This window comes from Nonomuraea sp. NPDC003727, from assembly GCF_053586935.1.
In genome coordinates, this window is the sequence record NZ_JBSFNE010000005.1 from 199967 (window position 1) to 224118 (window position 24152).

Below are 24152 nucleotides of genomic sequence, written 5' to 3' on the forward strand. Positions count from 1 at the left end.
CATAAGGAGAATCCGGCGTGAAATTGGTCTGGACCTCTGCGGCCGGTTTTGCCTGCTCACGGGTAGACTTTCGGCGGAGATAAGCGGAGGAAACACACATGGCGGACAAGCCCACAAAAGGCCTGGCCGATGTCGTCGCCGCGTCCACAGCGCTGAGTGACATCGACGGGAAGGCCGGTCGCCTCTTCTACCGTGGATACGACATCCATGACCTGGCCGGCCACGCGACGTTCGAAGAAACCGCCCACCTGCTGCAGCGCGGCAAGCTGCCCACACGTCAGGAACTGGGCGCGTACGGCGACGAGCTCGTCAGGGGACGCGAGCTGGGCGCGCTGGTGTCGGCCAACATCGCCGAGATCGCGGAGAAGCAGAAGCCGATGGAGGCGCTGCGCTCGCTGGTCTCCCTGTCCGGCGCCGACGATCCCGACAAGGACTCCATCGCCGCCGACGCCAACCTGCGCAAGGCCGCCCGTCTGACGGCCCAGCAGCCGGTGCTCGTCGCGTACTACCACGCCGCCCGCACCGGCAAGGACCTGCCCGAACCCGACGACTCCCTCAGCATCGCGGGCAACTTCCTCCTCCAGGTCACCGGCCGCACGCCGAGCCCGCGCGAGGTCGAGATCTTCGACACCTGCCTGGTCCTGCACGCCGACCACACGATGAACGCCTCCACGTTCGCCGCCCGCGTGTGCGCCGCGACGCTGTCCGACATGCACTCGGCCATCGTCGCCGCCATCGGCACGCTGAAGGGCCCGCTGCACGGCGGCGCGAACGAGCAGGTCATGAAGACGCTGGAGTCGCTGGACCCGTCACAGGTGGCGCAGTCGGTACGCGACAAGCTGGCCGCGCACGAGAAGATCATGGGCTTCGGGCACCGCGTCTACAAGACCGAGGACCCGCGCGCGACGCACCTGCGCAGGATGTCGGAGGAACTGGCCACCGCGTCGGGCGACGACACCTACTACCGGATGTCGAAGGAGATGGAGGAGGTCGTCTTCGAGTCCAAGGGCCTGTATCCCAACGTCGACTTCTACGCCGCCACGGTCTACCACTACCTGGGCATCCCCACCGATCTGTTCACCCCGGTCTTCTCGGTCAGCCGCATGTCCGGCTGGACGGCGCACGTCATCGAGCAGCACGCCGACAACCGGCTGATCAGGCCAGACAGTGAGTACATCGGTGAGCGTGACCAGAAGTGGAAGCCCATCGACGAGCGATGAGCCGGGCCGGAGAGAGCGAGGCCGTCGATGCCAACGCAGGCCCGCGCGAATGCGACCATGGACACGAGCGATGAGCCGGGTCTTGGGCCCGAATCCGGGCGTCGGGGTCGGCACGGCCCTCCGCGGATGCGACCATAGGCACGAGCGATGAGCCAGGCAGAAGAGAGCGAGGGCGCCCGCCTCGACGGGCGCCCGAGCGACGAGAGATGGGGACCGTACCCGCCGATTCTGGCGGGTGCGGCTCTCGGCGTGCTCGCGATCTTCCTGGTGGACGCCGAATGGGGCGGCTTCGCGCTCGGCGCCGTGATCCTGGTCGCCGCCGCCGTCCGTTTCGCCGGCTACGGCGGGGCGCTTGCCGTACGAGCGAAGAACGCCGATGTCTCCACCATGGTGGTGCTCGGAGCCGCGCTGGTGGTCACCGCGCTGTTCCTGGAGTACCCCGACCTGAAGGCGCAGCTTCTGGCCCTTTTCGGCCGGTGACGCCGCCTCCGATAACCTCAATCATCATTTGTCACGAAGGGGAACCATACGCATGCCCAAGATCAAGGTAGAGGGCCCCGTCGTCGAGCTTGACGGCGACGAGATGACCCGGATCATCTGGCAGTTCATCAAGGACCAGCTGATCCTTCCCTACCTCGACGTCGACCTGAAGTACTACGACCTCGGCATCGAGCACCGCGACGCCACCGACGACCAGGTCACCATCGACGCCGCCAACGCCATCAACAAGTACGGCGTGGGCGTCAAGTGCGCCACCATCACCCCCGACGAGGCCCGGGTCGAGGAGTTCGGCCTCAAGAAGATGTGGAAGTCCCCGAACGGGACCATCCGTAACATCCTCGGCGGCGTCATCTTCCGCGAGCCGATCATCATGTCCAACGTGCCGCGCCTGGTGCCGGGCTGGACCAAGCCGATCGTGGTCGGCCGTCACGCCTTCGGCGACCAGTACCGCGCCACGGACCTGAAGATTCCCGGCGAGGGCACGCTGACCCTGACCTTCACCCCGAAGGACGGCACCGAGCCGATCGAGCTCGACGTGTACGACTTCCCCGGCAGCGGCGTGGCGCTGGCCATGTACAACCTGGACGAGTCGATCCGCGACTTCGCCCGCGCCTCCATGCGCTACGGCCTGGCCCGCAACTACCCGGTCTACCTCTCCACGAAGAACACGATCCTGAAGGCCTACGACGGCCGCTTCAAGGACATTTTCGCCGAGGTGTACGAGGCCGAGTTCAAGGCCGACTTCGAGAAGGCCGGGCTCACCTACGAGCACCGCCTCATCGACGACATGGTGGCCGCGGCCCTGAAGTGGGAGGGCGGCTACGTCTGGGCGGCCAAGAACTACGACGGCGACGTCCAGTCCGACACCGTCGCGCAGGGCTTCGGCTCGCTCGGCCTGATGACCTCCGTCCTCATGACCCCCGACGGCCGGACCGTCGAGGCCGAGGCGGCGCACGGCACGGTGACCCGTCACTACCGCGAGCACCAGAAGGGCAACCCGACCTCCACGAACCCGATCGCCTCGATCTTCGCGTGGACGCGTGGCCTGCAGCACCGCGGCAAGCTCGACAACACCCCCGAGGTGATCGGCTTCGCCGAGAAGCTCGAGCAGGTCTGCATCGAGACCGTCGAGAGCGGCCAGATGACCAAGGACCTCGCGCTGCTGGTCGGCGGCGACGCCAAGTGGCTGACCACCCAGGACTTCCTGGCGGCGCTGGACGAGAACCTCAAGAAGAAGATGGCCTGACCTTCTTCCTCCGCCTCACCCTGCCTGAGGGCCGCCCGGTGGGCGGCCCTTTCGCGTTCCTCCCACACGGACATGGCGGGAGGGCGACACGTGGCCGCACGCGAAGGCTCTCCTGGCCGATTCCATACCTACACCCGGTCCATTCACATACCGTGAGTGGGTAAGAGCACCCTGTAGTCGATCTACCGGGGGGTTCCCATGCGGATGCTGGGTGCAGGGCTGATAGTGATAGGCGTGTTGACCGCGGGCTGCGGCGGTGCGAACACAGGGGCTAACCTCGCCAAGCCGCAGCTCGACCAGGCCGCCCTGCAGCGGCAGGCGCAGGCCGCCAAGGCCGCCAAGGCGGCGGCCGCCGCCAAGGTCAGGGCCAACGAGCTGGGGCAGATCCCAGTGATCATGTTCCATCGGGTCATCGAGAAGCCGGCCACCCACGACGACCGCACCCCCCAGCAGTTCCGCGCCGACCTCGAGCGTCTGGCCAAGGACGGCTACGTGCCGATCACCGCCGCCGAACTCGTCACCGGCAGGATCGACATCCCGGCGGGCCGGCACCCCGTCGTCCTCACCTTCGACGACTCCTCGCCCTCGCAGCTCGCCATGGACGAGCTCGGCCAGGTGAAGCCGGACACCGCCGTCGCCATCCTGCAGGACGTCGCCAGGAACAACCCCGGCTTCCGCCCCGTCGCCACCTTCTTCGTGACGCGCGACATGTTCGGCAAGACCACGCCGGAGGAGAAGTCGCAGATGCTGCTGTGGCTGAAGCAGAACGGCTTCGACATCGGCAACCACACCCGCGACCACCTCAACCTCCTGGGCAAGTCGCAGAAGCAGGTCATGGGTGAGATCGCCGCCGGCCAGCGCCTGGTCACCGACCTGGAGGGGGCGGCGCCGATCACGCTGGCGCTGCCGTACGGGAACCAGCCGCGCAAGAAGGAGTGGGCGGCGACGGGCAAGAGCGGGCCGACCTCCTACAAGCACGCGGGCGTGTTCCTGGCCGGGTACACGCCGGCGGCGGCGCCGTTCAACAAGAACTTCGACCCGCTCGGCATCCCGCGCATCAGGGCCATGGACAAGAAGGGCGACTGCTCGCAGTTCTGCTCCACCGCGTGGCTCGACTGGCTGAAGTCCAACCCCGACCAGCGCTACACCTCGGACGGCGACCCGCAGACGGTGGCCTTCCCGAAGTTCAAGGCGCCGTTCCTGCGCAAGGCCTTCGCGCAGCGCGCGCTGCCGTACTAGAGGGCCGCTGTTCCAGAGACGGCAGCACTGGAAGGCCGTCGTTCCAGGAGACGGCACTCGAAGGGCGCCGTTCTAGGAGACGGCGCCGAACGCGACGGCCTCGGGGGCGAGCGGCAGCCGCTTGACCCTCGCGGTCCGTCCGGTGGTGAGGTCGAGGGAGAAGAAGCCGACGAACTCCTGGGTGTCGGCCGTGAACGTCCTGATCAGCAGCTTGTCGCGGCTCAGCCAGGTCTCGGCGGACGAGACGGTCGGCTCGCGCAGCGGGTTCGGCCGCAACGGCTCCCGCCGCCTGCCCGTCGCAGGGGCGACCAGCTCGATCGTGTCGGCGGGCTCGTCGCCGACCAGCGCGAGCCAGCGCCCGTCGGGAGACAGCCGTGCCGTCGAGGGGACCTCGACGGTGCTCATCCGCGCCCCGCTGGAGCGGACGACACCGACCACGGTGTCGTCCTTGCTGGCGAAGACGGTGTCAGGAGTGATCCCGATCACGCCGTCGACCAGCGGCAGGGTCGTGACCTTGCCGCTGTCGAACTCCGTGACGAGCACCTGCTCGCCGTCGCTCACCGCGAACGCCGTGCCGTCGGCCGAGACCGCGATGGCGTCGGAGCGCAGGTTGGCCGTGTCGATCTCCGGCGACAGTTCGCGCACCGCGCCGCTGGGCAGGTCGTGCGCCACGAACCGCTGCCGCGCCACGCTGAAGTAGGCGAGCCGGTGCCCGTCCGCGCTCAGCCGGAACCCCGGCATGACCGACGCGCCGCCCTTGGTCGGCACCCACACCGCCGCGTCGGTCACCCTGATCCGGTAGGCGTAGCCGCCGTCGGCGTCGCGCGTCTCGTCGTAGTCGGTGACGAGCGTCTCCTTCTTGCCGCTGAACGCGTGGATCCACCACGACCTGCACTCGGGCGGGCCGTCGGTCTCGGGACACTCGTCCGGTACGGCGTAGCGAACCGCCACGGGCACCGCCCCGTGCTTCCACTCCAGGCCACCGGGCGCGGCCTCAGAGGCGCCGCACGCCGCCGTCGTCGCCAGGACACCCGCGGTGAGCCACATTCGTACGTTCAGCACATGCATAGGACGTGCGCGACGCGGTCCTGGGTTCAACCCTCCAGGATCGTGAAGCCGATCCCCGCGGCGCGCAGACGGTCGATGAGCGGCCGCCCCATGGCGACGGCGGTGGTGAGCTGGCCCGCCACCTCGGGCACGTCGTCGAAGGCCAGGCACAGCGCCGACTCGGCCAGCATCTTCGCGGTCTCCGAGTAGCCGGGGTCGCCGCCCGAGACCTCGGTGACGACGCGCTCGCCCCCGCCCTCGCCGAGCAGGGTGAGCCTGAACCAGCTGCGCGCCCGCCGCTCCGCCGAAGGCCCGTCACCAGCGGCGATCTTCCTGAGCAGCCAGTCGCGGCCCGCCGGGAGCTGCGCGAGTGCCGCCATCGCCCCGGCCCCCGCCGCCACCGCCAGCGCCGAGGGCAGGTGCCGGACGGCGAAGTACTGGCGGTAGGCGAAGTCGGGACCGTAGCGGTCGAGGGCGCGGGCGGAGCGGCCGACGATCTGGTGGTCGATCGTGGGCATGGGCAGCGCCCAGCCGCCGACGTAGCGCACGCCGCCCGGCAGCGCGCTCACCCTGCGGCCCTTCGGCCGCGGCTCGACGGCACGGCGCCGCGCCGCGGCCTCGGCCATCCGCCGTGGCCTCGACATCGCGGTCACCGCCGAGTGCAGGGTGCCGCCCGAGGGCCTGCCGTCGCCCCGCAGGAACCCGCTGACCCTGATCGGCACGTCCGGCGGCAGCAGGCCCACCGTGAAGAGGACGCCGAGGTCGTAGGGGATGGAGTCGAAGCCGCACGCGTGCACGATCTTCGCTCCCGTCTCGCGGGCCAGGCCGTCGTGACGGACGTACATCCTGTCGACGAACTCCGGCTCTCCGGTGAGGTCGACGTAATGGGTGCCCGCCCGCGCGCACGCGGCGACCAGCGGCTCGCCGTACCGCAGATAGGGGCCGACGGTGGTGGCGACCACGCGAGCCCCGGCGGCGAGCGCGTCCAGGGAGGCGGTGTCGGTGACGTCGGCGTGCAGGAGGGGGACGTCCAGGCCCAGCGCCTCCAGCTTCGCCCGGTCGCGCCCGGCCAGCGCCCACCGGCATCCCGGAGGGACAGCCCTGGAGAGGTGGTCCGCAGTGAGGGCGCCGGTGAATCCGGTCGCGCCGAGCAGCACGATGTCGTACATGAGAGCCAGAATGTCATTCTGTGGACGTGGTGACGAGAGACTCAGGAACGGTCCTGCGACCGCTGACACCTCCGCTGACCGCGCGGGTCAGGCGGTGTCGCGAGACCGTCCCCCGGGCACCAACTGTGACGTCACGAACGGTTAACGGTTCCCTGGGAGGTTCCTTGGCGTCGTAAAGTTTGCGTCGTCAGGCCGAAGCCAACGTGGGGAAGACGAATGCCGCAGATCGCGCCGTTGATGGCGGGCGACCCCAGCCACCTGGGCTCGTTCACGCTGTCCGGGCGGATCGGGGAAGGCGGTCAGGGGATCGTCTACCTGGGGGCCGACAACCATGGCGAGCGCGCGGCGATCAAGCTGCTGCACGTGAAGTTCAGCGGCGACACGATCGCCAGGTCGCGCTTCGCCAGGGAGCTCAAGGCCGCCCAGCGCGTGGCCTCCTTCTGCACGGCGCGGGTGATCGAGGCCGACCTCGAGGGCAACACGCCCTACATCGCCAGCGAGTACATCGACGGGCGCTCCCTCAGGGACATCGTGGAGGACGACGGGCCGCTGACCGGTCAGGCGCTGGAACGGCTGGCGATCGGCACCGCGACCGCGCTGACCGCCATCCACCAGGCGTCGATCATCCACCGCGACTTCAAGCCCGACAACGTGCTCATCGCGGCCGACGGGCCGAGAGTGGTCGACTTCGGCATCGCGCGCATCATCGACTCGACCGGAACGATCACCAGCCGGGCGATCGGCACCCCCGCGTACATGGCGCCCGAGCAGATCGCCGGCGACGACATCGGGCCCTACACCGACGTGTTCGCCTGGGGCGCCACCATCGCCTACGCGGCGACCGGCGTGACCGTCTTCGAGGGCAACTCCATCGCGGTCGTGCTCAACCGCATCCTCAACCACGTCGTCGACGTCTCCATGCTGCCCGAGCCGTTGCGCGGGGTGGCCGCCGCGGCGCTGACCAAGGACCCGCGGGAGCGGCCCTCCGCCGACGAGATCCTGCTGCGCCTGCTCGGGCATCCCCCGCGTACGGCGGGCGCGTCCACGGCGGTGCTCAGCCAGGGCGTCAAGATCGCCAGCGACGACACGACGCCGATGGCGCGGCTCTCCCCGGCCACGCACGCCGCCCCCGCCGGCACCACCGCCTCCGGAGGCGCCGCGGCTTCCCACGGCTCAGCCGCTTCCCACAGTTCGGTGGGTTCCCGGGGTTCCGCGGCTCCCCACGGCCCCGTGCCCTCCCATGGTTCGGCGGCCTCCCACGGCTCCCCGACCTCCCACGGTTCCGGGGCCTCCCAGGGTTCTGCCGCTTCCCCTGGCTCTTCGGCTTCCCACGGCTCGGTGAGTTCCCAGGGCTCCGGGAGTTCCCCCGGTCCCGTGACCGCCCACGGCGCTTCGGCGTCCGGCCCTTCGACGGTGTCCGCGAGCCTGCCCGTCACCGCCTTCCCCGCGCTTCCCGGCGGCCGGCCGCCGACCCAGCCGCCCGGGCACGGGCCGCCCTCGCCGACCGACCAGCCCGCCCCGTACGGCGGGCCCGCCCCGGTGCCGCCGGCGAAGCGGCGCAGGTCCCTGACCCCATGGGTGGCGCTGCTGGCGGCCGTGCTGCTGGTCGCCGCGCTCGCCTTCGCCGCGCTCCAGTACGGCTGGCCGCTGGCGCTGGTCAGCGACCGGTCCCCGCAGCCCACACCGGGGGGCGAGTCGGTCGTCGACCGGGCGGCGGCCACGGGAAAGCTCACCATCGGGGTCAGGGCCGACGTGCCCGGCGTCGGCTACCGCGACCGCGACGGCGGGTTCTCCGGCTTCGACGTCGACGTCGCCAAGCACATCGCCAAGGAGCTGCGCGTCGCGGAGAGCGGCATCACCTTCGTCGCCGTTCCCGCGCCGAGGCGGGCCGAGGCCCTGGCCGACGGCGACGTCGACATCGTCGTGGCCACCTACTCGATCGACGACAGCGACGTGGAGTTCGCCGGGCCGTACATCATGGCCCACCAGGCACTGCTGGTGCGCGACGGGGACAGGGAGATCGCCAAGCCGGCCGACCTCAAGGGCAAGAAGCTGTGCGACCAGCGCAGCTCGGCCGTGCGCAAGGTGCAGAAGATGGTCGACATGGTGACCGTCAGCGCCGGCAACTACGCCGACTGCATCAGGATGCTGGCCGCGGGCCAGGTCGACGCGGTGGCCGGTGACGACCTCATTCTCGCCGGGTTCGCCAACCGGGAGAACGCCCGCTACCGGATCCTCGGCGCCACGCTGAGCGACGAGCGCTACGCCGTGGGCATCAAGAAGGGCGACGCGCGCACCTGTGAGGCGATCAAGGGCGCCATCTCCGACATGATCGCGCGGAACACCATCGGGCAGCTCGTGGCCACCCATTTCCCCCACGTGGAGTTCAAGGCCGATCTGAAGGTACCCGTGATGGAGTCCTGCGGATGACGAGCGAGTAGCATCCAGAAGTCACGATTAGATTCTTCTGAGTTAGGGGAAGGCCATGGCCGCGCCCGTCAAGGTAACCGTCACCGGAGCCGCCGGACAGATCGGTTATGCCCTGCTGTTCCGCATCGCCTCGGGTCAGCTGCTGGGCGCCGACGTCCCGGTCAAGCTGAGCCTGCTGGAGATCCCCCAGGCGGTGAAGGCGGCCGAGGGCACCGCCATGGAGCTCGACGACTGCGCCTTCCCGCTGCTGTCCGGCATCGAGATCACCGACGACCCCAACGTCGCCTTCAACGGCGCCAACGTCGCCCTGCTGGTCGGCGCCATGCCGCGCAAGGCCGGCATGGAGCGCGGCGACCTGCTCGGCGCCAACGGCGGCATCTTCGGCCCGCAGGGCAAGGCGATCAACGACCACGCCGCCGACGACATCAGGGTCCTGGTGGTCGGCAACCCGGCCAACACCAACGCGCTCATCGCCCAGCAGAACGCGCCCGACGTGCCCGCCGAGCGCTTCACCGCGATGACCCGCCTCGACCACAACCGCGCGCTGTCGCAGCTGGCCGCCAAGCTGCAGGTGCCGGTCACCGACATCCAGAAGATGACCATCTGGGGCAACCACTCCGCGACGCAGTACCCCGACCTGTTCCACGCCGAGGTCGGCGGGAAGATCGCCGCCGAGCAGGTCGACTCCGAGTGGCTGCGCGAGACCTTCATCCCGACCGTCGCCAAGCGCGGCGCGGCCATCATCGACGCCCGTGGCGCCTCCTCCGCCGCCTCCGCGGCCAACGCCGCCATCGACCACGTCTACGACTGGGTCAACGGCACCGAGTGGACCTCCGCCGCGATCCCGTCGGACGGCTCGTACGGGGTGCCGGAGGGGCTCATCTCGTCGTTCCCCGTCCGCTCGGTGGGCGGTCGCTGGGAGATCATCCAGGGGCTGGACATCGACGCGTTCTCCCGCGAGCGCATCGACGCCTCCGTCGCCGAGCTCGTCGAGGAGCGCGACGCGGTGCGCGAGCTGGGTCTCATCTGACCCACCACGACACGCCACGATCACGGCCACCGGGACATCCCGGTGGCCGTTCGTCTTCCTCACACCCGATCGGCCCCACCGACCCTCCCCGCAGCGGTCCGGTCGGCCTTCCCCTCGATCCCTCGGCCCCCTGGCTTCCTCAGCTCCCTCGGCCCCTCGATCCCTTGGGTTCCCGTCACCCCTCGGACCCGTGGGCACGGCACGGCTTGGGTGCCGCACCGCGACCCATGCGTGGCAGCGGCTGTCGTGGTGCGGTGTCCCGGGTCCTGCGCGCGGGCGGGGTGCGCGTGTCGGTCGGGGGGTTCTCGCAGGTCACCAGGGCAGAATGGGGGGCCGGTGAAGGGGGCGGAGTGCGCGTTGCGGTGAAGATGGTCGCCGGTGCGGTGGCTGCGGCAGTGGTGAGCGGTTCGATACCCGCGCGGGCGGCGGCGCCGGAGCCGGCGAACCTGTCGGTACGCGTGTCGGCCAGCCCTTCGACCGCCCAGCCTGGCCGGCCGATCACCTACCGGGTCGACGTCCGCAACGCCGGCCCCGGCGAGGCCGTCCGGCCGGTCCTGACCGTGGTCGTCCCCGACGCGGTCGACATCAGCAGCGTGGACGTGGTCAGCTGCCGGCCCGGCCGTACGCTCGGCGAAGTGGTCTGCCCTTCGCCGGAGAACGTCGCCGCGGGCGGCACGGGCGGGGTCACGATCACCGGCACCGTACGGCGCGACGCCGTCGGGCCGCTCCGGCTGGTGGCGCGCATGGCGGCCCAAGGCACCGACGCCGACGCCGGCAACGGCGCGACGCTCGTCACCGGCGTCGATCAGGGCGCGGACCTCGGGGTGCGGCTGAAGGCGAGACAGGAGCGCGATGGCGCCTTCACCGTCGTCGCCACCGTGCACAACAGGGGGCCGCGCGCGGTGCTTGACGCGCGTGTCGCGGTACGGGCCGAGGGCGCGCGCCCGGCCGGACCCGCCGCGGGCCAGTCGTGCCGGAGTAGGGAGGGTGAGACGGTGTGCGAGCCCGTCACGGTGCCCTCGGGCGGCACGATGCGCTTCGAGCTGCCGTATCTGGCCTCGCGCGGGCCGGTGCGCGTCAGGGGAGAGGTCCGCTCGTCACGCCTCGGTGACCGCCGCCCTGACGACAACGAGGCCGCCCTGCGCGTCGCCTCACGCTGACCTGGTCCTGGCGACAGCGAGGCCGCCCTGTGCGTCTCCGTACGCTGACCCGGTCCTGGCGACAGTGAGGCCGCCCTGCGCGGGCGGGCGGCCGCGTGGGCGATCAGCACGCAGGCCCACCGAGCTGAGGCATAAGACGGTGATGGACAGGCCGCGGCCCGTGGCGCGCAGCAGGACGGAGAAGGCGAGGGCGGGACCGCGGGCGGGGACAGCACGGCCGACCGGTTGTCGGTCGGCCCTTTCCGGCTTCTCAGGGCATGCAGCTGTGCGGCTGCTGTGTCGCCGAGGTGGGCTCCGTCGTGGCGAACACCACCCCGGCGGCGGTCACGGTGCTGCCGAGCACGATCGCGAGCGCGAACAGCACCTTCTGTGAAAAGGTCCTCACATTTCGCTATCTCAGCATATTTTTCTTTACCGAGTGATGGCATTCCAGGCATCCGCCACGATGTCGCGGATCGCGGCGCGCTCGGCCTTCCAGCCCAATTCGTGTCGGATCTTGTCGGATGAGGCGACGAGGACGGCGGGGTCGCCGGCCCGGCGCGGCCCGACGACGGCGGGGATCGGGTGGCCGGTCACCTCGCGGCAGACCTCGATCACCTCCTGGACCGAGAAGCCCGCGCCGTTGCCCAGGTTGTAGATCGTGTGGCGGCCCGGCGTGGTCGCGTCGAGGGCGAGCAGGTGGGCGCGGGCCAGGTCGGCGACGTGGATGTAGTCGCGCACGCAGGTGCCGTCGGGCGTGGGGTAGTCGGTGCCGAACACGCTGACCGACTCGCGCTCGCCGGTGGCGACCTTGAGGACGTTGGGGATGAGGTGCGTCTCGACGGTGTGGCGCTCGCGGTAGACGCGCCCGTCGGGGGCGGTGTAGGCGCCCGCCACGTTGAAGTAGCGCAGGCTGACCGTGCCGAGGCCGTGCAGGCCCGCGAAGGCGGTGAGCGTCGTGTCGACGGCCAGCTTGGAGGCGCCGTAGGGGTTGGTCGGGCGGGTCGGGTCGGTCTCGGTGATGGGGGAGCGCTCGGGCTCGCCGTACGTGGCGGCGGTGGAGGAGAAGACGATCCTGCGCACGCCGGCGACGCGCATGGCCTCCAGCAGCGCGAGGGTGCCGCCGAGGTTGGCGGCCCAGTACTCTCCCGGCTTCTCCACCGACTCGCCGACCAGCGACCTCGCCGCGAAGTGGAGCACGCCGTCGACCCCGTCGAGCGCGTCGCCGGGCTCGGTGACGGGCCGGTGGACGAACCTCGCGCCCTCGGGGACGGCGTCGGCGTGGCCGGTCGACAGGTCGTCGAGCACCGTCACCTCGTGGCCCGCCTCGACGAGCTGGGCGGCGACGACGCTGCCGATGTATCCGGCACCGCCCGTGACGAGCACCTTCATGTGCACCTCTGTTGATTCGTGTTGAATTTTGTACGGCCCCAGCATACTCGGCCCCCTGGACCTCGCCGGGTACGCTGGCAAACCACTACGTCGAAAGCACCTGCGTTGAACAGCGTTGCGGCCAATATCGCCATCGTCCTGCTCTTCATCCTGATCGGCGGCTTCTTCGCGGCAGCGGAGATGGCCATGGTCTCGCTGCGGGAGAGCCAGATCCGCAAGCTCGAGCAGCGGGGACGCAGAGGCGCGAGAGTCGCGAAGCTGGCCCAGGACCCGAACCGGTTCCTGTCGGCCGTCCAGATCGGTGTCACGGTCGCCACCATGCTCTCGGCCGCCTTCGGCGCCGACCGCCTGGCCGTCGAGCTCGAACCCGCCCTGGAGGCCTGGGGCCTGCTGCCGGGCGTCGCCGAGCCCGCCGCGCTGGTCCTGGTCACGCTCGCGATCTCCTACGTCTCCCTCGTGCTCGGCGAGCTCGCCCCCAAGCGCCTGGCCAGGCAGCGCGCCGAGGGACTGTCGCTCGTCGTCGCCCCCTTCCTCGACCGGCTGGCCAGTCTGTCCCGGCCGGTCATCTGGGCGCTGTCGAAGTCCACCGACGGCGTGGTCAGGCTGCTCGGCGGCAACCCCGAGGCCGACCGCGAGGAGATGACCACCGAAGAACTGCGCGACATGGTGGTCGGCCACACCGACCTGACCGCCGACGAGCGGCACCTGATCGGCGAGGTGTTCTCGGCGGGCAAGCGGCAACTGCGCGAGGTGATGCTGCCGCGCACCGAGGTGGAGTTCATGGAGGCCGACACGCCGCTGGCCGAGGCCGCGGTGCTGGCCGCCGCGATGCCGCACTCCCGCTTTCCCGTCTACCGCTCCTCCTACGACGAGATCCTCGGGTTCGTGCACGTCAGGGACCTGCTCGACCCGGTGCTGACCGGCCGTATCGAGCCGATCAGCCAACTGGTGCCGATCCGGCCCATCAAGCACGTGCCCGCCTCCAAGCGGGTGCTCACCACTCTGTCGGAGATGCGCGACGAAGGACATCACCTCGCCATCGTGGTCGACGAGTACGGCGGGACGGCCGGCATCGTCACCATGGAGGACCTGGTCGAGGAGCTCATCGGCGACATCAGGGACGAGTACGACCTCGAGGAGGAGACCGTCCTGCTGCCCGCGGGCGAGATCGAGGTCGACGGGCTGACCAATCTCAACGACTTCGCCGCCCAGACCGGCATCAGGCTCCCGGACGGCCCGTACGAGACGCTCGGCGGCTTCATGCTGGCCCGCCTCGGCCACCTGGCCACGACGGGCGAACAGGTGGAGATCCCGGGCTTCGAGTTCACGGTCACCGAGCTGGACGGCCGGCGGATCGCTCGCATCAGGGTGAAGCGCCGCGCGCTGGTCGAGTCGCCGCCCGAGCCGGATTCCTGACACAATTGCGGGCTATGGCCAGACCTCGCGTACTCTCCGGCATCCAGCCCACCGCGGACTCCTTCCACCTGGGCAACTACCTCGGTGCGGTTCGCCAGTGGGTCACGCTGCAGGAGACGCACGACGCGTTCTACTGCGTGGTCGACCTGCACGCGATCACCGTGCCCACCGACCCGGCCGACCTGCGCCGCCGCTCCCGCGTGGCCGCCGCGCAGCTGTTCGCCGCCGGCCTCGACCCCGAGCGTTCCACCGTCTTCGTCCAGTCCCACGTGCGCGAGCACAGCGAGCTCGCCTGGGTGCTGATCTGCCTCACCGGTATGGGCGAGGCGGCGCGCATGACGCAGTTCAAGGACAAGGCGGCCAAGTTCGGCGAGAGCGCCGCCAGCGTCGGGCTGTTCACCTACCCGATCCTGCAGGCCGCCGACATCCTGCTCTACCAGGCCAACAGCGTGCCGGTGGGCGCCGACCAGAAGCAGCACCTGGAGCTGACCCGCGACCTCGCGCAGCGCTTCAACCACCGCTTCGGCGACACCTTCACCCTGCCCGAGCCGCACATCCTCAAGGAGGTCGAGAAGATCACCGACCTCCAGGACCCGTCCGCCAAGATGTCGAAGTCCTCCTCGTCTCCCGCGGGCATCCTCGACGTGCTGGAGCAGCCAGGGCCGCTGCGCAAGAAGGTCATGCGCGCGGTCACCGACACCGGCTCCGAGGTGCTCTTCGACGAGGAGAACAAGCCGGGCATCTCCAACCTGCTGCGCATCCAGTCCGCGCTGTCGGGCACGCCGATCCCCGAGCTGGTGAAGCGCTACGAGGGCCAGGGCTACGGCACGTTCAAGAAGGACGTCGCCGAGGTCGTGGTCGAGACGTTCGCGCCGATCCGCGAGCGTACGGAGAAGCTGCTGGCCGACGAGGCCGAGCTCGACCGGCTGCTGGCCATCGGGGCCGAGCGCGCGGGCGCGGTGGCGCGGGAGACCATGGCGCGGGTGCGCGACCGCGTGGGATTCCTGCCGCGCGCGTTCTAGTACGGCTCAGCGGGCGCGGCGGCCCAGCGCGAGGGTGAGCTCGCGCAGGGCGTCGGCCGCCTGCCGGAGCGATGATGCGGGCGGCCCACGCCATGGAGCGCGGCCGGCCGGACGGGGCGGGGCTGGGCTTCACCACCCGCGACGCGCTGCGCGTGGCGACGATCGAGGGGGCCGAGGTGGTGGGGCCGGCCGACGTCACCGGGTCCCTGAAGGTGGGCAAGCAGGCCGACCTGCAGCTCCTGCGGACCGGCACGCCGTCCATGTCGGGGCTGCGCGACCCGATCGGCGCGGTGGTGCTCAACGCGGACACCGCCGCCGTCGACACGGTGCTGGTGGCCGGACGGGCGGTGAAGCGGGCGGGACGGCCGGTCACGGGATGAGGCCCGCCGCCGCGCCGGGATCCGCCCGGGTGCTGGCAGGATCCGTGCCGGATCGGGTAGAAGCGCCTCATGAGCACCTGGGCCGACCGGATCCTCGCGGTCAAGGAGTGGGGGCGCCGGACGACCGAACGGACACGGGTGCGCTGGCATCCCGTCGACCATCTCCTCAGGACCGTGCAGCGCTACCAGCTGCAGAACGGTGACCGGCTGGCCGGCGCCATCACCTACTTCGTGTTCCTGTCGCTCTTCCCGATCACCGCGCTGGCGTTCGCGGTGTTCGGCTTCGTCCTCGAGGAGCGGACCCAGATCCGCGAAGCGCTGCAGAAGGCCATCGAGGAGCAGTTGCCGGGCCTGGCCGGCCTCATCGACCTCCAGGGCATCGCCCAGGCACGCGTGAGCGCCGGGGTGATCGGCCTGCTCGGTCTGCTGTACGCGGGGCTCGGGTCCATCAACGCCCTGCGCGGGGCCCTGCACGAGATCTCGATGACGGCCAGCCCGCCGCTGAACTTCGTCGTCGGCAAGGCCCGCGACCTGGTCACCCTGATCATGATCGGTGTCGCGCTCATCGTCTCCACCCTGCTCGGCGGCTTCGCCACGCAGGCGACGACGACCGTGGCGACCTTCCTCGGCGTGGAGACCTCGGCGCTCGCCGGGGCCGCGCTGACCGGGGTCGGGCTCGCGGCCAGCGTGGGCGCCGACTGGGTGCTGTTCCTCATCGTCCTGGGCTGGGTGGGCCGGCCGGGCCAGCCGTTCAAGGTGCTGGCCCAGGGGGCGCTGCTGGGGGCGATCGGGTTCGGCGTGCTGAAGCAGGTGGCGACGCTGCTGCTGGCGGGCACGCTGAGCAATCCCGTGTACGGGACGTTCGCCGTGACGGTCGGGTTGCTCCTGTGGATCAACTTCTCGGCGCGGCTGACGATGTACGTGGCCGCGTGGACCGTCACGGCGGGCCTGTACCCGCCGCCCGACCCCACGCCGCTGCCGTCCAGCGGCTACACGACGGACTGCTGAACGACCGGACCCGTACCGGCGCCGCCGCCCTGCCGCCACATGGACGGCCGCGCCACACTCGGGCCGGCTAGCGCGCCGTCCGGCGCCTGCGGATGCCGTAGAGCAGCCAGCCCGCGCCACCGAGCACGCCCGCGCCGATGATCAGGGCGCTGACGGGGCCGCTCGCGCCGGGTCGCGGGGCCGGCGACGGCGCGACGGCCGGAGCGGACGGCTTGGCGCGCACCGTCACCTGGTCCACCGCCGGCTGGGCGGGTAGCGGATCCACCAGCACGCCCACCGGAACGACCTTGCCGCGGGCGGCGAAGCCCCAGTCGAGCAGCTTCTCGACCTCGTCCCAGAAGTAGCCCTCATGACGCATGATCGTCACGATGATCGTGTGGCCGTTGCGGGTGGCGGCGCCGACGAAGCTGCCCAGCGCCTTGGAGGTCCAGCCGTTCTTGATGCCGACCATGCCCTTGTAGCGCCACAGCAGCTTGTTGTGGTTGCCGATCTCGTAGTAGCCCTTGGGCGCGGGGAAGCGCGAGGACTTGAGGCTCACGTACCTGCGGAACTCGGCGTTGGCCAGGCCCGCGCGGGCGATCAGCGCCAGGTCGTAGGCCGAGCTGCTCTGCCCCGGCTTGTCCAGGCCGCTGGGCGTCTTGGCGACCGTGTCGTTGGCCTGAAGGCGCTTGGCCTCGGCGTTCATGTCGGCGAGAGTGGCGGCGAGACCCCCGTTCGCCTCGGCGAGCGCCATCGCCGCGTCGTTGCCCGAGCTGAGCATGAGCGCCTTGAACAGGTCGTCAACCTTGTAGATGGGCTTGGTGGACAGGCCGACCGCGCTGCCCTCCTGGTTGACGGCGTTCCTGCTGGGCTTGACCTTGAGGTTCCGGTCGAGCTTGGGAATGAGCGCCACGGCGGTGAGGGTCTTGAGCGTGCTGGCCGGCAGCAAGCGGCCATGGGGGTTCTTGGCGGCCAGCACCTGCCCTGTCTCTGCGTCGGCGATCACGAAGGAGGTGGCCTTCGTCTTTGGCGGCGCCTTCACTCCTGCGGGCACGACCAGGCCCTTGCCCGCCAGCTGGTCGCCGCCGAGCGGACCTTCGGCGGCAGGCGGGTCGGCCAGGGCAGGACCTGCCAGAGCGACCGCGGCGAGAAGTGCCGCGACCGGCACCAGTTTCGTCCCCATAGCGTCCTCAGCGTAGCTTCGTCACATAGCGCATGAGGCGTCACTACCCGCGAAGCAGCAGAGAGATGGGCATGTCACGAAAGATCGCCGGATTCCTGATCATCATTGGCGCGTTCATGGTCTTCGAATGGATCAACCTTGGATTCAACCTCGCCGACGGGCACCCGACCAGCTTCTACGTGGTCCACGGCATACTCATCGCCGTCAACGTGGTGCTGGGCGTCGTGCTGGCCCTGATCGGATGGCGCGGCTACATGCGCGCCCCGCGGCAGAAGGGTTGATCACTGACCGGCGGCCCGGTCAGCCCTCGCAGAGCGCCAGGTGGGTGATCCTGTGCAGTTCATCGGCCTCCTCCCGCGAGTCACCGATGCTCGTGAAGCCCAGCTTGCCGTGCTCGGGGATGGCGCCCAGCAGGTGCAGCACGTTGCCCGTACGGCGCCGCCGGTCGAAGCCGAGCCCGAGCCGCTCGATCATCCGTACCACCTGGCCGGGCGTGTGGCCGCGCAGGCAGCCCGCCGAGCAGTTGTCGGTCGCGGTGTAGTACTTCGGCCGGCCCTCGCTCATCAGCAGCCCGGTGGCCGGGTCGTAGCCGGCGTCCGTGGTCAGCAGCGCGGCGCCGAACGGGTGGGTGGTGCCGCCGATGCGCAGGTTCACCTCGCACAGCAGCGCCGCGTAGCCGGCGTCGGTCTTCATCGCGAAGAAGTCCATGCCGAACAGGCCGACCACGCCGCGCTCCGCCAGCAGCTTGGCGATCTTCGCGGCCGAGGCGCTGACCTCCTGCCGGTACTCCGACCGAGCGGGGAAGGTGCAGCCCTGGTAGACGGGGCCGTCGAGCACCTGGTCGTGGGTGGCGACGACGTCGTAGTGGCCGCCGGGGGTGATCCTGGCCAGCGCGCTGGGGTAGTAGAGCGGCCGGTGCTCGATGAACTCCTCGACCACCCCGCCCCGTTCGGCCAGCTTGGCCGCGAACCCGGCCCAGGTCTCGTCCGCGCCGGCGGAGAACTCCGTGGCGTTCCAGTCGTCCTTGGGCACGATCGCGTTGCCGAGACCCGAGTAGCCGTCGTTCAGCTTCACCATGACGCGCTCGCCCGGCAGTGACAGCACGGCCTGCTCGATCTGCGGCATCGTGTACAGGTCGCCGAAGCCGCGCGCCATCGGCACACCCGCCGCGGTGCCGATCTCGCGGGCCCCGCTCTTGGAGCCGTAGTAGGCCAGCGACATGGCCGGTCCGTAGATGGGGACGTTGAGTGACGCGGCGAGCTGCTCCTCCAGGTCGCTCATGACGAACGGCACCAGCCACGCGTCGTCCCCGATGACGCTCCGTACCCGGTCGATCACCTCGGGTCGGTCGAGCACCGTCCTGGTCAGCGGCTGGCTGGCCGGGTCGTTCACCGTGATCAGATGCAGCCGCCTGGCCGCGTCGTCCGGATCGGGAAGGAAGCCGAAGTAGTAGTCGACGATCTCCTGATGGATCGGCATCGAGGAGAGGTAGACCACCGAGATCCCCGGCTCGCGCAGGGTCAGCAGGAGGAAGAGCAGACGCTCCTCGTAACACCTTGCTGCCTTGATGCGGCGGAGCTCATCCTGCGGCAGGGAGAGCGAGGGTACGACCACCAGGGTCCCCTCGCTCGGCTCGAAGATGCTCAACCGTGCATGCTTCTCCCCGAACGGGATTTTAGTGATCATATTGCGAGTGAAACACGCATTCTTCTCATTTACATGCATCGTCGCAGTATGATCACCAGGACAGAAGGTGACAGGATTTGGGACATGGTCAACGTTTGGCCGCGGGCACAACGGGTGACAAACTAATGATCCGATGTGACTATTTCCGGACCAGATAAAGGCTCACGCAACGTGACGACCTGCGGTTACGGACATGCCCCGGCCCAACTTTTGGTGTAGTTGTCCGCGGGAGGGGCGGCAGGGGGGATAAAGTCGATGGCATCGCCATCAGGCTGACCGCCTAACCCCGCTCATCGTTCGGGTGTGTGGCATTCGCTTCACCGGGCAGCTGCCCCGACCGGACGGCTGAATCGTGTGATCGCACGAGAATACGGCGCAATGAGCCGTGCGACGGCGCTGTCGCACGTGACGGGACGGTGACTGATGCAGGGACGTGAGCTGCGGGGGGAACTCGACGCGTTCCTGGTGGAGAACGAGCAGGATCTGGTGGCCTTCCGCCGCGACCTGCACATGCACCCGGAGCTCGCCTTCGCCGAGTACCGCACGACCCAGAAGATCGCCGACCGGCTCGACGCCGCGGGCCTCAACCCGTCCGTGCTCCCCCGAGGCACCGGCCTGATCTGCGAGGTCGGCAGCGGCGACGGGCCCACCATCGCGCTCCGCGCCGACATCGACGCGCTCGCCCTGCCCGACGAGAAGGACGTGCCGTACCGGTCGACCGTCCAGGGCATCTGCCACGCCTGCGGCCACGACGTGCACACCACGATCCTGCTCGGCACCGGGCTGTTCCTCGCCCGCCAGGCCGCCGACGGCCTGCTGCCCGGCCGGGTCCGCCTGCTGTTCCAGCCCGCCGAGGAACTGCCCGGCGGCGCGCTCGAGGTCATGGCGCACGGCGGCATCAGCGGCGTCGAGCGCATCTTCGGCCTCCACTGCGACCCCCGCGTCGACGTCGGCCAGGTCGGCCTCAAGGCCGGTCCCATCACCTCCGCCTGCGACAAGCTCGCCATCCGGGTCAGCGGACCCGGCGGCCACACCGCCAGGCCCCACCTGACCGCCGACCTCGTCTTCGCCCTCGCCAAGATCCTCACCGAGCTGCCCGCCGCGCTCTCCCGCCGGGTCGACCCCCGCTCGTCGCTGTCGCTGGTGTGGGGCCGCGTCGAGTCGGGCTCGGCCGCCAACGCCATCCCCGACGACGGCATCGCCGAGGGCACCGTCCGCTGCCTGGACGAGTCCGCGTGGCACGCCGCCCCCGACCTCATCAAGGCACTGCTGGAGTCGGTCGCCGGCGCGTACGGCGTCGAGGCCACCATGGACTACTCCCGCGGCGTCCCGCCCGTCGTCAACGACGAGGAGAGCGTCCAGATGCTCGCCGAGGCCGCCGAGCGCGTGCTCGGGCACGGCTCGGTCGTCCCCACCCAGCAGTCGCTGGGCGGCGAGGACTTCGCCTGGTACCTCGAGTCGATCCCCGGGGCGTTCGCCCGGCTCGGCACGCGCTCGCCGGGTGGGCTCGACTACGACATCCACCAGGGCACCTTCGACGTCGACGAGAGCGCCATCGGCAGCGGCGTGCGCTTCATGGCGGCCACCGCGCTGACCGCCCTCTGGGACGGTCACCGTCCCGGACAGGTGAGCGAGCAGACGGTGGCCGAGTACATCTGACCTCGCCCGGACGGCGGTGCGGACCGGAGGGTCGGTGGACATGGGCTCCGCGATGCGCGGCGGTGTCCGGCACGGCGGGCGGCGGCGGACCGCCCGCCGTACGGGAGGGCCTCAGGACAGGCGGCCGAAGACCACCGGCAGTTCGAGCGACGACAGCCCGGGGGAGATCTCCACCTTCGTCCCCGCCGGGTACCGCAGCGTGAAGTCGTAGTCCGTCGAGGTCAGCACGAGGCCGATCTTGTGCCCCTTCTTGAACAGGTAGTCCTGCGGCTGGAAGTCCCAGCGGAAGGTGTAGGCCTTGCCCGCCCTGACGGGCTCGGTCCGGTCGGCGCGGTGCCGGTTGCGCACGTCGAGCCACCCGCGAGAGACGATCTTGTAGGGGGCCGAGACGGTCCCGTGCCGGTAGATGAACGTGCACCCGCTCTCGCCGGGCACCGCCTCGCCGTAGCAGTACTGCTCGCCGGTGTTCACCAGGCGCCCGTTGGCCCTGGTGTCGGTGCCGTAGTCCACCAGCAACGCGGTCAGGTACGGCGAGGCGCCGTCCTTGAGCGAGGCCCGCACCGTGACCGTCGGCGTGCCGGAGATCCGGACGTCGGTCGGCAGCGGATCGGTCAGGTAGGCGAGCCTGTTGGGGTCGGCGGCGGGAGCGGTCTCGACGAGCTGTTCGGCCTTGCGGGTGTTCTGGTCGACGTAGGACTCGCGCGCCGACAGCGGCCTGGGCAGCGGGCCCAGCGTGGCGGAGGAGCCCAGCCACAGGCGGACGGGAAGCGTGCCGGGCAGCGGCCACCTGGCGTGCTGACCCCACTGGCCGGGCGCGATCTCGACGTCGGCCTGCGGCTCGGACATGATGCCCGTGTCGATCCCGTACAGCCAGTGGTCGAACCACAGGTGGAGCTGCCGCAGCCACTCGACGGTCCTGACGTTGAACGGGTCGGCGTGGGCGCCCTGGTGCAGCCAGATCTTGCGGGGCACGTCCCGCTTGGCCAGCGCCTGCCACCACTGCGCGGCCTGCTTGGTCTTGACGTTCCAGTCGTTGAGCCCGTGGACGAGGAAGACGCTGGCCTTGACCTTGTCCACGTCGACGAGGAAGTCGCGGGCGGCCCAGAAGTCGCTGTAGTCGCCGGTGATCCGGTCCTGGGCGGCGGTGAACTCGTCCATCACCGGGGCGCAGATCTCCTTGCCCGCCCTGGTGAGGACGGCCTTCGCCATGACGTCGGCGTCTTCGCCCTGGTAGCCGCCCGGCGCGAGGACGCCGCCGTTGGCGCGGTAGTAGTCGTACCAGGAGGAGATGGCGGCGATCGGCACGATCGTCTTGAGCCCCTCGACGCCGGTGGCGGCCACCTGGTTGGGCAGCGTGCCGTTGTAGGAGACGCCGATCATGCCGACGTTGCCGGTGGACCAGGAGGCGGTCACGGGGTTGCCGGCCGCGTCGAAGCCCTTGGCCCTGCCGTTCAGCCAGTCGATGACGGCCTTGGGTCCGGCGCTCTCCTGCGCGTCGCCCGTGGTGGGGCAGCCGGTGGACCTGCCGCTGCCGAGGCTTTCGACGCGGGCCACGGCGTAACCGCGGGGGACGAAGTAGTTGTCGTAGTAGCCCGGGAAGGTCTCGACCGCGGCCTTGGTGTCGGCGGAGCGCAGGCCGGGGAGCGGGTTGCCGTTCTCGTCGACGTCCACCTTGTGGTTGGGCACGGTGCCGTCGATGCCCGCGTAGTACGGGCTGGACTCCATGATGATCGGAACCTTGAGCCCGGTCTCGGTCTCCTTGGGCCGCAGGAAGTCGGCCGCCACCCTGTCGTTGCGGCCGTCGCGGTCGCTGTCGACGCCTTCCACCTCGACGAAGACGGTCTGCTTGACGGCGTCAGCCCTGGAGTAGATGGGCTGCGTCGGTCCTGTGTCGGATAAAGCGGGATTCACGCCCGCCGCCGCGATCAGCACGGCGGCCAGCGGGACCGCGATCGTCCTCCGGGTGCGCATGGGGGGTGCTCCAGGTGGTATGGGAGATTTCTAGCCATCCAACGGAATCTCCCGCTTGACAGCAAGATCTTGACTTCCGGCAAGGTTGGGTGAACGGCGTGTAGTGGAGCCGTGGCCGGCCCATAAGCTGCAGGTCAGGCGCACAGCGCCGGCATCCAGGTCACAGACGCGCCTGATGTCGATAACGGAGCGGTTGCGGACCTGTGTGCTGGTTTGGACTGTCATGGCCGAACAACTATCTTCCGTGCAGGGTTGCCGTGCGTTTCTTCGCGCGTGCGATGAAAGTTGGACGGCGGGGAAATGGAAGGAGTCGCCTTGCTCAGCAAGCGATTCGGCAGGATTGCGGTCGGCACCGTCGCTGGTGCCATGCTCATGGCGGCCGCGGCGTGTGGTGGCGGCGGGAGCACGGGCGCGACCAGCTCCGCGGCTCCGAGCGGGGCGGCCAGCGAGCCCGCGAAGGCCAGCGGTCTGAAGGTGGGTCTCGCCTTCGACGTCGGCGGCCGTGGTGACAAGTCGTTCAACGACGCCGCCTACGCGGGCCTCGAGCGGGCCGCGAAGGAGCTCGGCGCCGACATCAAGGAGCTCAGCCCGGCCGCTGACGGCTCCAACCGTGGCGAGCTGCTGCGCCAGCTGGCCGAGGCCGGCTACAACCCGATCATCGGTGTCGGCTTCGCCTACGGCGAGGACATCAAGAAGGCGGCGCAGGAGTACACCGACGTCCAGTTCGCGGTCGTCGACTCGGCCTCCAACGCCCCGAACGTGACCGGTCTGCTGTTCGCCGAGGAGCAGGGCTCCTACCTGGCGGGCGTCGCAGCCGCGCTGAAGAGCAAGACCAACCACGTCGGCTTCGTCGGCGGCGTCGAGAACGACCTGATCAAGAAGTTCGAGGCGGGCTTCAGCGCCGGTGTCAAGGCCACCAAGCCCGACACCAAGGTCGACGTGAAGTACCTGACGCCCGACGGTGACTTCAGCGGCTTCAAGGCCCCCGACAAGGGCAAGATCGCCGCCGAGAAGATGTACCAGGACGGCGCGGACATCGTCTACCACGCCTCCGGCGACTCCGGCACCGGCGTCTTCCAGGCCGCCGGCGAGGCCAAGAAGCTGGCCATCGGCGTCGACTCCGACCAGCGGCAGACCGTGGACGCCGCGCTCCAGCCCGTCATCATGACCTCGATGATCAAGCGCGTCGACGTCGGCGTGTTCGAGTTCATCAAGGCGTTCCAGGGCGGCGCGAAGGGCGGCAAGAACGACGTCTACGACCTGAAGGTCGACGGCGTGGGCCTGTCCACCACCGGTGGCGAGATCGACGACATCCAGGAGCAGATCGACGCCGCCAAGAAGAAGATCGTGGACGGCGAAATCACCGTTCCGAGCAAGCCGTAATCTGGGTAGACACCCAAGAGGCCATGGAAGGCCCGGGCGCGTCCCGGGCCTT

Annotated in this window: 21 protein-coding genes; 14 read left to right on the top strand and 7 right to left on the bottom strand. The window is 70.0% G+C overall.

Annotated features, from left to right (window positions below):
- Positions 1–98 precede the first annotated feature (98 nt).
- From ACWDLG_RS15125 to ACWDLG_RS15140, 4 genes are all read left to right on the top strand, one after another.
- The gene (locus tag ACWDLG_RS15125) at positions 99–1220 is read left to right on the top strand and encodes a citrate/2-methylcitrate synthase (RefSeq protein ID WP_449920061.1); all 1122 of its coding nucleotides are present in this window, start codon (positions 99–101) and stop codon (positions 1218–1220) included.
- 147 nt (positions 1221–1367) lie between these two features.
- On the top strand, positions 1368–1700 hold the full coding sequence (locus ACWDLG_RS15130; protein ID WP_354906246.1) for a DUF3017 domain-containing protein: 333 nt from the start codon (positions 1368–1370) through the stop codon (positions 1698–1700).
- A 52-nt stretch (positions 1701–1752) separates the two neighbouring features.
- Positions 1753–2967, top strand: coding sequence for an NADP-dependent isocitrate dehydrogenase (locus ACWDLG_RS15135; protein WP_449920064.1), 1215 nt, complete (start codon positions 1753–1755; stop codon positions 2965–2967).
- 234 nt (positions 2968–3201) lie between these two features.
- Positions 3202–4206 (top strand): polysaccharide deacetylase family protein, encoded by a 1005-nt coding sequence (locus tag ACWDLG_RS15140; protein WP_449920066.1) that lies wholly within the window; start codon positions 3202–3204, stop codon positions 4204–4206.
- Between the two features lie 72 nt (positions 4207–4278).
- Here the strand turns inward: ACWDLG_RS15140 and ACWDLG_RS15145 are convergent, their stop codons facing one another.
- Positions 4279–5268: a hypothetical protein gene (locus ACWDLG_RS15145; protein ID WP_449920069.1), complete on the bottom strand. Its 990-nt coding sequence runs from the start codon at positions 5266–5268 to the stop codon at positions 4279–4281.
- A 32-nt stretch (positions 5269–5300) separates the two neighbouring features.
- Positions 5301–6422 carry a saccharopine dehydrogenase family protein gene (locus ACWDLG_RS15150; protein ID WP_449920071.1) on the bottom strand — a complete coding sequence of 374 codons (1122 nt, stop codon included), beginning with the start codon at positions 6420–6422 and terminating at the stop codon, positions 5301–5303.
- Positions 6423–6638: 216 nt separating this feature from the next.
- Here ACWDLG_RS15150 and ACWDLG_RS15155 point away from each other — a divergent pair, with 216 nt between their 5' ends.
- The 3 genes from ACWDLG_RS15155 (at position 6639) to ACWDLG_RS15165 (ending at position 11042) form a co-directional block, all read left to right on the top strand.
- Positions 6639–8852 (top strand): protein kinase domain-containing protein, encoded by a 2214-nt coding sequence (locus ACWDLG_RS15155; protein WP_449920073.1) that lies wholly within the window; start codon positions 6639–6641, stop codon positions 8850–8852.
- 55 nt (positions 8853–8907) lie between these two features.
- Positions 8908–9882 (top strand): malate dehydrogenase, encoded by a 975-nt coding sequence (locus tag ACWDLG_RS15160; protein ID WP_354906240.1) that lies wholly within the window; start codon positions 8908–8910, stop codon positions 9880–9882.
- 350 nt (positions 9883–10232) lie between these two features.
- Positions 10233–11042: a hypothetical protein gene (locus tag ACWDLG_RS15165; protein ID WP_449920075.1), complete on the top strand. Its 810-nt coding sequence runs from the start codon at positions 10233–10235 to the stop codon at positions 11040–11042.
- Positions 11043–11292: 250 nt separating this feature from the next.
- On the opposite strand, the gene ACWDLG_RS15170 is transcribed toward ACWDLG_RS15165, so the two are convergent.
- Positions 11293–11427: a hypothetical protein gene (locus ACWDLG_RS15170; protein WP_449920078.1), complete on the bottom strand. Its 135-nt coding sequence runs from the start codon at positions 11425–11427 to the stop codon at positions 11293–11295.
- 26 nt (positions 11428–11453) lie between these two features.
- The gene (gene galE, locus ACWDLG_RS15175) at positions 11454–12413 is read right to left on the bottom strand and encodes a UDP-glucose 4-epimerase GalE (RefSeq protein WP_449920080.1); all 960 of its coding nucleotides are present in this window, start codon (positions 12411–12413) and stop codon (positions 11454–11456) included.
- Positions 12414–12518: 105 nt separating this feature from the next.
- Here galE and ACWDLG_RS15180 point away from each other — a divergent pair, with 105 nt between their 5' ends.
- The 4 genes from ACWDLG_RS15180 to ACWDLG_RS15195 all read left to right on the top strand — a co-directional run bounded on the left by ACWDLG_RS15180 (position 12519) and on the right by ACWDLG_RS15195 (position 16239).
- Positions 12519–13829, top strand: a complete 1311-nt coding sequence (locus ACWDLG_RS15180; protein WP_354906234.1) for a hemolysin family protein — start codon at positions 12519–12521, stop codon at positions 13827–13829.
- A gap of 14 nt (positions 13830–13843) precedes the next feature.
- Positions 13844–14851: a tryptophan--tRNA ligase gene (gene trpS, locus ACWDLG_RS15185; protein ID WP_354906233.1), complete on the top strand. Its 1008-nt coding sequence runs from the start codon at positions 13844–13846 to the stop codon at positions 14849–14851.
- A 71-nt stretch (positions 14852–14922) separates the two neighbouring features.
- Positions 14923–15231 carry an amidohydrolase family protein gene (locus ACWDLG_RS15190; RefSeq protein WP_449920083.1) on the top strand — a complete coding sequence of 103 codons (309 nt, stop codon included), beginning with the start codon at positions 14923–14925 and terminating at the stop codon, positions 15229–15231.
- 69 nt (positions 15232–15300) lie between these two features.
- Entirely contained in the window at positions 15301–16239 is a 939-nt protein-coding gene (locus tag ACWDLG_RS15195; RefSeq protein WP_449920085.1) for a YihY/virulence factor BrkB family protein, read from the top strand.
- A gap of 67 nt (positions 16240–16306) precedes the next feature.
- Here the strand turns inward: ACWDLG_RS15195 and ACWDLG_RS15200 are convergent, their stop codons facing one another.
- Positions 16307–17401 (bottom strand): D-alanyl-D-alanine carboxypeptidase family protein, encoded by a 1095-nt coding sequence (locus ACWDLG_RS15200; RefSeq protein WP_449920086.1) that lies wholly within the window; start codon positions 17399–17401, stop codon positions 16307–16309.
- A gap of 71 nt (positions 17402–17472) precedes the next feature.
- On the opposite strand from ACWDLG_RS15200, the gene ACWDLG_RS15205 reads away from it, so the two are divergent.
- Positions 17473–17682: an SCO4848 family membrane protein gene (locus tag ACWDLG_RS15205; protein WP_354906225.1), complete on the top strand. Its 210-nt coding sequence runs from the start codon at positions 17473–17475 to the stop codon at positions 17680–17682.
- Positions 17683–17701: 19 nt separating this feature from the next.
- Here the strand turns inward: ACWDLG_RS15205 and ACWDLG_RS15210 are convergent, their stop codons facing one another.
- Positions 17702–19087, bottom strand: a complete 1386-nt coding sequence (locus tag ACWDLG_RS15210; protein ID WP_449920090.1) for a peptide ligase PGM1-related protein — start codon at positions 19085–19087, stop codon at positions 17702–17704.
- A 423-nt stretch (positions 19088–19510) separates the two neighbouring features.
- Here ACWDLG_RS15210 and ACWDLG_RS15215 point away from each other — a divergent pair, with 423 nt between their 5' ends.
- Positions 19511–20746, top strand: coding sequence for a M20 family metallopeptidase (locus tag ACWDLG_RS15215; RefSeq protein ID WP_449920092.1), 1236 nt, complete (start codon positions 19511–19513; stop codon positions 20744–20746).
- Positions 20747–20857: 111 nt separating this feature from the next.
- Here the strand turns inward: ACWDLG_RS15215 and ACWDLG_RS15220 are convergent, their stop codons facing one another.
- Positions 20858–22717 carry a Xaa-Pro dipeptidyl-peptidase gene (locus tag ACWDLG_RS15220; protein WP_449920095.1) on the bottom strand — a complete coding sequence of 620 codons (1860 nt, stop codon included), beginning with the start codon at positions 22715–22717 and terminating at the stop codon, positions 20858–20860.
- 315 nt (positions 22718–23032) lie between these two features.
- Here ACWDLG_RS15220 and ACWDLG_RS15225 point away from each other — a divergent pair, with 315 nt between their 5' ends.
- Positions 23033–24100 carry a BMP family lipoprotein gene (locus ACWDLG_RS15225; protein WP_354906220.1) on the top strand — a complete coding sequence of 356 codons (1068 nt, stop codon included), beginning with the start codon at positions 23033–23035 and terminating at the stop codon, positions 24098–24100.
- Positions 24101–24152 lie beyond the last annotated feature (52 nt).